The following is a 6,811-nucleotide window of genomic DNA, read 5'->3' as shown; positions in this document are numbered from 1 at the left end:
GGCCGCCACACGAGGTGTGGCGGCCCGCCGTCATGCATGCGCCCGGCAAGGTTTTGATGTGCGTGAAACTGCTTGGCCCTGTCGACGAGTGATCACAATCGAGCACTACTGCACCGCTTCTGACGGTATTGCAGTTGCCTTCACCCGGGGGTGCGGCGGTTCCGTGTCGCTTGTGTGCCCATTTCGTGCGTCCGCTCTGCCTTCGGCTGTGCTTGCTGCGACTTTTCCATGCCAATAGATGTTCGTTACGTCAGTGAAATGAGCAACTCTTGCCATCGTGGTGTGCGGTCGTGAACTATGTGGCTGTCGCCGCGCAGGAGCAGCGGACGCGCCTTCAGCGGCGCGCACCGCCTCCACGTATGCGGGACGTCATCTCGCTTCATCAGCCCTGGAGGTGCCTGTGACGATGGCAGATGCGCCGGTCACAGCCGTGCGGCCACGCGAGCCGCAGCCCCGCGACCCCGACGAGGCGGGCCGCCCCGCCGGGAAGAAGGGCGGGAAGGGCCGAATACGGCAGCCGCTGCGGTATCGGCTCAAACGGGACAGGTCGCTGCTGCTCCTCTGCCTGCCGGGTGTTCTGTACTTCGCGCTCTTCTTCTACCTGCCGCTCGCGGGCAACGTCATCGCCTTCCAGGACTACCAGCCGTTCCTGGGCTTCAAGGAGAGCCCGTTCGTCGGCCTCGCGAACTTCACCGCGCTGCTCGCCGAACCGGAGTTCTGGAGCGCGGTCTCCAACACGCTGCAGATCACCGCGATCCAGCTGCTCCTGTACTTCCCCGCGCCGATCGCCCTGGCCCTGCTGCTCAACTCGCTCATCAGCGAGAAGATCAAGCGGTTCATCCAGACCGTCGTGTACCTCCCGCACTTCCTGTCCTGGGTGGTCGTCGTCGCCATGTTCAAGCAGGTGCTCGGCGGCGCGGGTTCGGTCACCACGCTGCTGATGGAGCACGGGGTCAGCATCGGCAACGTGATGACGGACCCCGGCACGTTCAAGCTGCTGATCACCGCCCAGGCCATCTGGAAGGACTGCGGCTGGGGCACCATCATCTTCCTGGCGGCCATCGCCTCCATCGACATGGGGCAGTACGAGTCCGCGGCGATGGACGGTGCCGGCTGGCTCCGCAGGATCTGGCACGTCACCCTGCCGGGCATCCGGCCGGTGATCCTCATGCTCCTGATCCTGCGCCTCGGCGACATCCTCTCGGTGGGCTTCGAGCAGATCATCCTGCAGCGTGATGCCGTCGGCCCGGACGCTTCCGAAGTCATGGACACCTATGTCTACTTCCACGGCGTCGTCGACGGCGACTGGGGCATGAGCACCGCCGCCGGACTGATGAAGGGCGTCATCGGATTCGCGCTCATCCTCGCCGCCAACAAGCTGGCCCACCGCTTCGGCGAGCAGGGAGTGTACCGATGAGTCAGCAGTCCCTCGCCGGCCGACTGCGCACGGCACGGTTCGGCCCCCGGGGCGCCTCGCGCCCCCGCATCACCCACGGCAGGCCGCCGTGGATGGAGCGCCCCCACTGGTACGGACAGGGCGCGAAGGCGGCAGCTCTGGCCGTCCTCACCGTGATCGTGCTCTACCCGTTCGTCCTGGCGATCGGCACCAGCCTGGCCGGCCGTGAGGAGCTGAACGCCAATGGCGGTTACGTACTCCTGCCGCACCACCCGACCCTGGAGGCGTACCGCGTCATCCTCTCCGGAGGCGTCGTCACGCAGGCCGCTCTGGTCTCCATCTGCATCACGCTGATCGGCACGGCGCTCAGCCTGGCGTGCACGGTGATGATCGCGTACGGCACCTCGCGCCCCGGCACGGTCCTCGGCAAGCCGATCCTGTTGCTGGTACTGGGTACCTTCCTCTTCGCGCCAGGCATCATCCCGACGTACCTGGCGGTCCAGCAGTTCAAGATGCTGGACACCTACGCCGCGCTGATCCTTCCGGTCCTGCTCAACGCGTTCAACATCGTTGTCGTCCGCTCCTTCTTCCAGAGCATCCCCGAGGAGTTGTACGACGCGGCCCGGATCGACGGGGCCGGTGAGGTCACCGTCCTCTTCCGGATCGTGCTCCCGCTGTCCAAGGCAGTGCTCGCGGTGGTCGGCCTGTTCTACGCGGTGGGTTACTGGAACAGCTTCTTCAACGCGGTGCTCTACCTCAACGACTCCAGCAAGTTCCCCATCCAGGTGATCCTGCGCAGTTACGTACTGAACGGGCAGAGCATCAACGCGTCGGCCATGGGCGTCCATGCCGTGCCACCCGCGACCTCGCTGCAGATGGCCGTGCTGATCATCGCCATCGTGCCCATCTTCTGTGTCTACCCCTTCCTGCAGAAGTTCTTCGTCAAGGGCGTCCTCACCGGGGCGATCAAGGGCTGATCCGCCCACCCCGCCCCGAAGTCCCGCAGGCCACACACTTCTAGGAGCACCATGTCCACCAACCTGTCCCGGCGCGGCTTCATGGGCGCCGCGGGAATCGCCGGTCTGACCGTGGCCGGCCTGTCCACTCTGAGCGCCTGCGGCAGCGGAGCGACGGTCAGCAAGGGCGGCGCCAAGGCATCGGCCAAGCTGAAACTGCCGACGTACGTGGCAGCGCAGACCGCCCCCGCGGACCTGGCGGGCAACGCGGCCGGCCTGGACGCCACATATCTGCGCTACCCCAAGCAGCTCACCAAGTCGGTGTCCAAGGTGCCCGGTGACGGCAGCCGTATCACCGCCCTCACCGAGACCTTCACGACCCCCGCCCCGCCGCAGGCCAAGAACGCCTACTGGCAGGAGCTGAACAAGCGCCTCGGGGCGCAGTTCGACATGACGATCGTCGTCGACCAGGGCGTGGACGCGTACCTCACCAAGTTCAACGCCATGATGGCCGGCGGAGACATACCCGACCTGGTCTGGTTCCCGCCGAACCAGGGCATCCAGCGCGTGCCCGAGCTCCTGGACGCCAAGTTCCACGACCTCACGCCGTACCTCTCGGGCGACGCGGTGAAGGCCTACCCGAATCTGGCGAACCTGCCGACCACCGCCTGGAAGACCGCCGTGATCAACGGCAAGATCCGCGGCGTGACGGTGGCCTACGGCTCCATGGGCCAGGTCTACGTCGTCAACCAGGACTTCTGGAAGCCCGTCGGCGGTGCCGAGTTCACCAGCGCCGAGGACTTCCTCGCCAAGGGCAAGGAACTCGCGGACCCGAAGCGCAACAAGTACGTCCTGGAGCCGGCGTACGTGAACCACGTCGGCCAGTTCGGCCAGTGGTTCGGCGCGCCCAGCGGCTGGCGGCTGGAGGACGGCAAGCTGACGCACATGTACGAGACGGAGGAGTACCAGGAAGCCCTGGCGTTCGGCGTCAAGGTGGCGAAGGCCGGACTGTTCTGGCCCGACCCCAACCTCAGCACGACGATGGAGAAGATGGCGCAGGGCAGCCTCGGCGCCTATGTGCAGTCCTTCCCCAGCTTCCTGGTCGACTCCAAGACGTACGACTTCCCGTTCGGTGTCATCGTGCCGTTCGCGGCCAGGACCGGTGCCGAGCCGAGGTACAACATGGGCTACGGCTCGGTCGGCTACACCGCGATCAACAAGAAGGCCGACGCCGAACGCGTGAAGATGCTGCTGGGCGTCATGGACTACCTGGCCGCGCCCTTCGGTACGGAGGAGCGGCTCTTCCTCGACAACGGCATCGAGGGCAAGCACTTCACCCGCACGGCGAAGGGCGACATCCAGCTCACGCCCAAGGGGAACTCCGAGGCGGTCACCACGGCCATGCCGCTGGCCTTCCTCGCCGCAGGCCCCGAGTACGTCTACCTGCCGGGCAAGGCCGAGCTGGCCGGGAAGATCCACGGCTGGCAGGAGGACCTCCTCAAGATCAGCCAGTCCAACCCGACGAGCGGGCACTTCTCCGACACGTCGACCAGCAAGAGTCCCTCGCTCACCACCGCCATGGCCGACGTCCAGCTGGACATCATCGCGGGCCGCAAGCCGATCTCCGCCTACAAGGAGCAGTTGCGCAAGTGGCGTTCCGGCGGCGGCGACAAGATGCGGGCCGAGTTCGAGGCCTCGATCGCCGGTAAGTAGCCTCCGCCCGCACGACCCGTACACACAGAGAAGGGGACTCCCGTGTCAGACCTGCGACTCGGCGTCATCGGACTCGGCCTGCGCCGTTCCATCGCGATGTCCGCCCACCACCCGGGACAGGGATCGGCCGTCACCGCCGTCTGCGATCTCGACCCGGAGGTGCGCCGGCGCGAGGCCGAGCGTTTCGGCACCGACGTCGCGGTCGAGGACTACAAGCTGCTCCTCGACCGGGACGACCTCGACGCGATCGTCATCGCGACCCCGGACGACACCCACGAGGCCATCGCGATCGACGCGCTCCGCGCCGGCAAGGCGGTCTTCGTGGAGAAGCCGCTGGGGATCACCGTCGAGAGCTGCGACAACATCCTGCGCGCCGCGTACGAGACCGGCACCCGGCTCTACGTCGGCCACAACATGCGGCACATGGGCGTCGTACGGCTGATGCGCGACATCATCGCCCGCGGCGACATCGGGGAGCCCAAGGCCGTCTGGGTGCGCCATTTCGTGGGCTACGGCGGCGACTACTACTTCAAGGACTGGCACGCCGACAGGACCCGGACCACCGGACTGCTCCTCCAGAAGGCCGCGCACGACATCGACGTGCTGCACTGGCTGGCCGGTGGCTACACACGGCGGGTCAACGCGCTGGGCGACCTGCTCGTCTACGGCGGGCTGCCGCGCCGCGAGGCCGGAACCCCTCGCCCGGACAACTGGCTGCGCGAGTTCGACTGGCCGCCGACCGCCCGGAAGGACCTGCACCACATCGTCGACGTCGAGGACGTCTCGGTGATGAACATGCAGCTCGACAACGGCGTCGTTGCCGCCTACCAGCAGTGCCACTTCACCCCGGACTACTGGCGCAACTACACCGTGATCGGCACCGAGGGGCGGCTGGAGAACTTCGGCGACAGCCCCGGTGACGAGGTCAAGGTCTGGAACACCGGCCCCAGCGGATACCGCGCCGACGCCGACATCACCTACCGGGTGCCGGAGGCCGGCGGTTCGCACGGCGGCGGTGACACCCGGATCATGGAGGAGTTCTGCCGGTTCGTGCGTGACGGGGGAGTCACCGACACCTCACCGGTCGCCGCGCGGATGAGCGTCGCCGCCGGTGTCCTCGCGACCCGCTCCCTGCGCGAGGGCGGTGCGCCGTACGACGTGCCGGCCCTCGACCCCAGGCTGGTCGCGTACTTCGAACGCGGGCAGGTCCGTTCCTGAGGATCTGACCGGGAAGGCCGGACAGGGCCACGGCCCTGTCCGGCGGGTTTCACCGCAAGAGATGCACCGAGCCGGTGCATGCAAGGAACCGATCCCCATCCCCCCAGCAGAAGCAGGTGCAACGCATGACTCTGCGCCACTTGTTCGGAACCATCACCGCCACCGCCGCGGCAGCCGCTCTGGCACTGCTCGGCACGGCAGCCCCCACACAGGCAGCAGGTATCGGGACGACGCCCGGCACCTACACCAACTACACCTTCTCCGGTGCGCCGAAGCTGACCGACGTCACCTGGTCCACCACTGTCCAGCACGATCCCGGATACCAGGCCAACGTCTTCTGGAGCCACCAGTTCGGCTTCGACCAGGGCAACGGCGCGTACATCGGGATGCAGTCCAACGGAGGCAAGAGCCGCATGCTCCTCTTCTCCGTCTGGGACGTCTCCGAGGCCAAGGCCGGCTCCACCGGCAGCTGGTGCCAGGGCTTCGGCGGCGAGGGCGAAGGCATGAGCTGCCGGATGAACCTCGACTGGACCGCCGGCCACCGCTACACCTTCAAGGTCGCGGCCGAGGGCGACGGCTGGTTCGGCGCCACCGTCGCGGACACCGCCACGGGCGCCTCGTACAAGCTCGGCACCATCAAGACTCCGGCGACCGCCATCTCGCCCACCGGGATGGTCGACTGGACCGAGTACTTCGAATGGAACGACTCCCGCGCCAACTGCTACGACCAGCCGTTCAGTGACGTTCGCTTCGGGACGCCCACCGGCAACGGCGGGGCAGTCACCGGCGCGGTCTCGGGCACGTCCAACAACGGCAACGCGTGCGCGTCCACGACCCGGACCGATGTCGTCGCCGGCTCCACGGTGCAGAACCTCGCGGTCGGCAACTCGGTGCGCGGCCCGGTGACGGGGCAGGGCGGAAAGTGCGTGGACGCCGCGGGAGGCGTCTCGAACGGCACCGTCGCCGACGTCTACACCTGCTCGGGCGGCGCCAACCAGGCCTGGGTGAGAGCGGCCGACGGCACGCTGCGGCTGCCCTCCGACTACTGCCTCACCGCGGAGGGCACGGGCAACGGCGCGGCCGTACGGGTACGTGACTGTGCGGGAACGGGTACGGGCGGAGCCGTCTCCGACCCGGCCAAGCAGTGGACGTACAACGGTTCCACGCACGCACTCGTCAACAAGGCGTCGGGCCGATGCCTCGACGCGCCGGGGAGCGCCACCGCGGACGGGACCGCGCTGAACGTGTGGGACTGCCACGGCGGCGCCAACCAGCAGTGGAACGTGCCCGCGACCTACTAGTACGTGAGACCAAGCCCCCGGCGGGCCGCCTCCCGCGGTCCTACCCGGGGGCTTTTCGGCGCCTGTTTTCAGCCATGCTCGGTGGGTAATCGACCTCCGCCGGTTTGACGGCGGGCCACTGCGCATCGGTGACGAGGGGGGAGGCGGCCGGGGGATTTGCTCCGAACTGTTCCGGTGCTGTCCGGCCGTGCCTGGCTCGATCGCTCTCGTACGGTCACCGGCCGGCC

General features: G+C 67.6%; 5 protein-coding genes. All 5 read left to right on the top strand.

Annotation, left to right across the window (positions count from 1 at the left end):
- Positions 1–406: 406 nt before the first annotated feature.
- The 5 genes from ABZ434_RS33005 to ABZ434_RS32985 all read left to right on the top strand — a co-directional run bounded on the left by ABZ434_RS33005 (position 407) and on the right by ABZ434_RS32985 (position 6,584).
- Positions 407–1,417, top strand: a complete 1,011-nt coding sequence (locus ABZ434_RS33005; protein ID WP_359144706.1) for an ABC transporter permease subunit — start codon at positions 407–409, stop codon at positions 1,415–1,417.
- Entirely contained in the window at positions 1,414–2,373 is a 960-nt protein-coding gene (locus ABZ434_RS33000; protein ID WP_359144703.1) for a carbohydrate ABC transporter permease, read from the top strand. The genes ABZ434_RS33005 and ABZ434_RS33000 overlap by 4 nt, the downstream gene beginning before the upstream one ends.
- A gap of 51 nt (positions 2,374–2,424) precedes the next feature.
- Positions 2,425–4,065 carry a hypothetical protein gene (locus ABZ434_RS32995; RefSeq protein ID WP_359144700.1) on the top strand — a complete coding sequence of 547 codons (1,641 nt, stop codon included), beginning with the start codon at positions 2,425–2,427 and terminating at the stop codon, positions 4,063–4,065.
- A 42-nt stretch (positions 4,066–4,107) separates the two neighbouring features.
- On the top strand, positions 4,108–5,283 hold the full coding sequence (locus ABZ434_RS32990) for a Gfo/Idh/MocA family oxidoreductase (protein ID WP_359144697.1): 1,176 nt from the start codon (positions 4,108–4,110) through the stop codon (positions 5,281–5,283).
- A gap of 125 nt (positions 5,284–5,408) precedes the next feature.
- Positions 5,409–6,584 (top strand): ricin-type beta-trefoil lectin domain protein, encoded by a 1,176-nt coding sequence (locus ABZ434_RS32985; protein WP_359144694.1) that lies wholly within the window; start codon positions 5,409–5,411, stop codon positions 6,582–6,584.
- Positions 6,585–6,811: the final 227 nt, after the last annotated feature.

Source organism: Streptomyces sp. NPDC005761 (assembly GCF_040630635.1).
GTDB lineage: Bacteria > Actinomycetota > Actinomycetes > Streptomycetales > Streptomycetaceae > Streptomyces.
Note: the sequence above shows the minus strand (reverse complement) of the source record. Positions and strands in the feature narration are given on the sequence as shown.

What these genes read in the sequence shown, in the direction of transcription:
- ABZ434_RS33000 (WP_359144703.1), top strand. Translation starts at nt 1,414, where the DNA reads ATGAGTCAGCAGTCCCTCGCCGGCCGACTGCGCACGGCACGGTTCGGC.
- ABZ434_RS32985 (WP_359144694.1), top strand. Translation starts at nt 5,409, where the DNA reads ATGACTCTGCGCCACTTGTTCGGAACCATCACCGCCACCGCCGCGGCA.
- ABZ434_RS33005 (WP_359144706.1), top strand. Translation starts at nt 407, where the DNA reads ATGGCAGATGCGCCGGTCACAGCCGTGCGGCCACGCGAGCCGCAGCCC.
- ABZ434_RS32995 (WP_359144700.1), top strand. Translation starts at nt 2,425, where the DNA reads ATGTCCACCAACCTGTCCCGGCGCGGCTTCATGGGCGCCGCGGGAATC.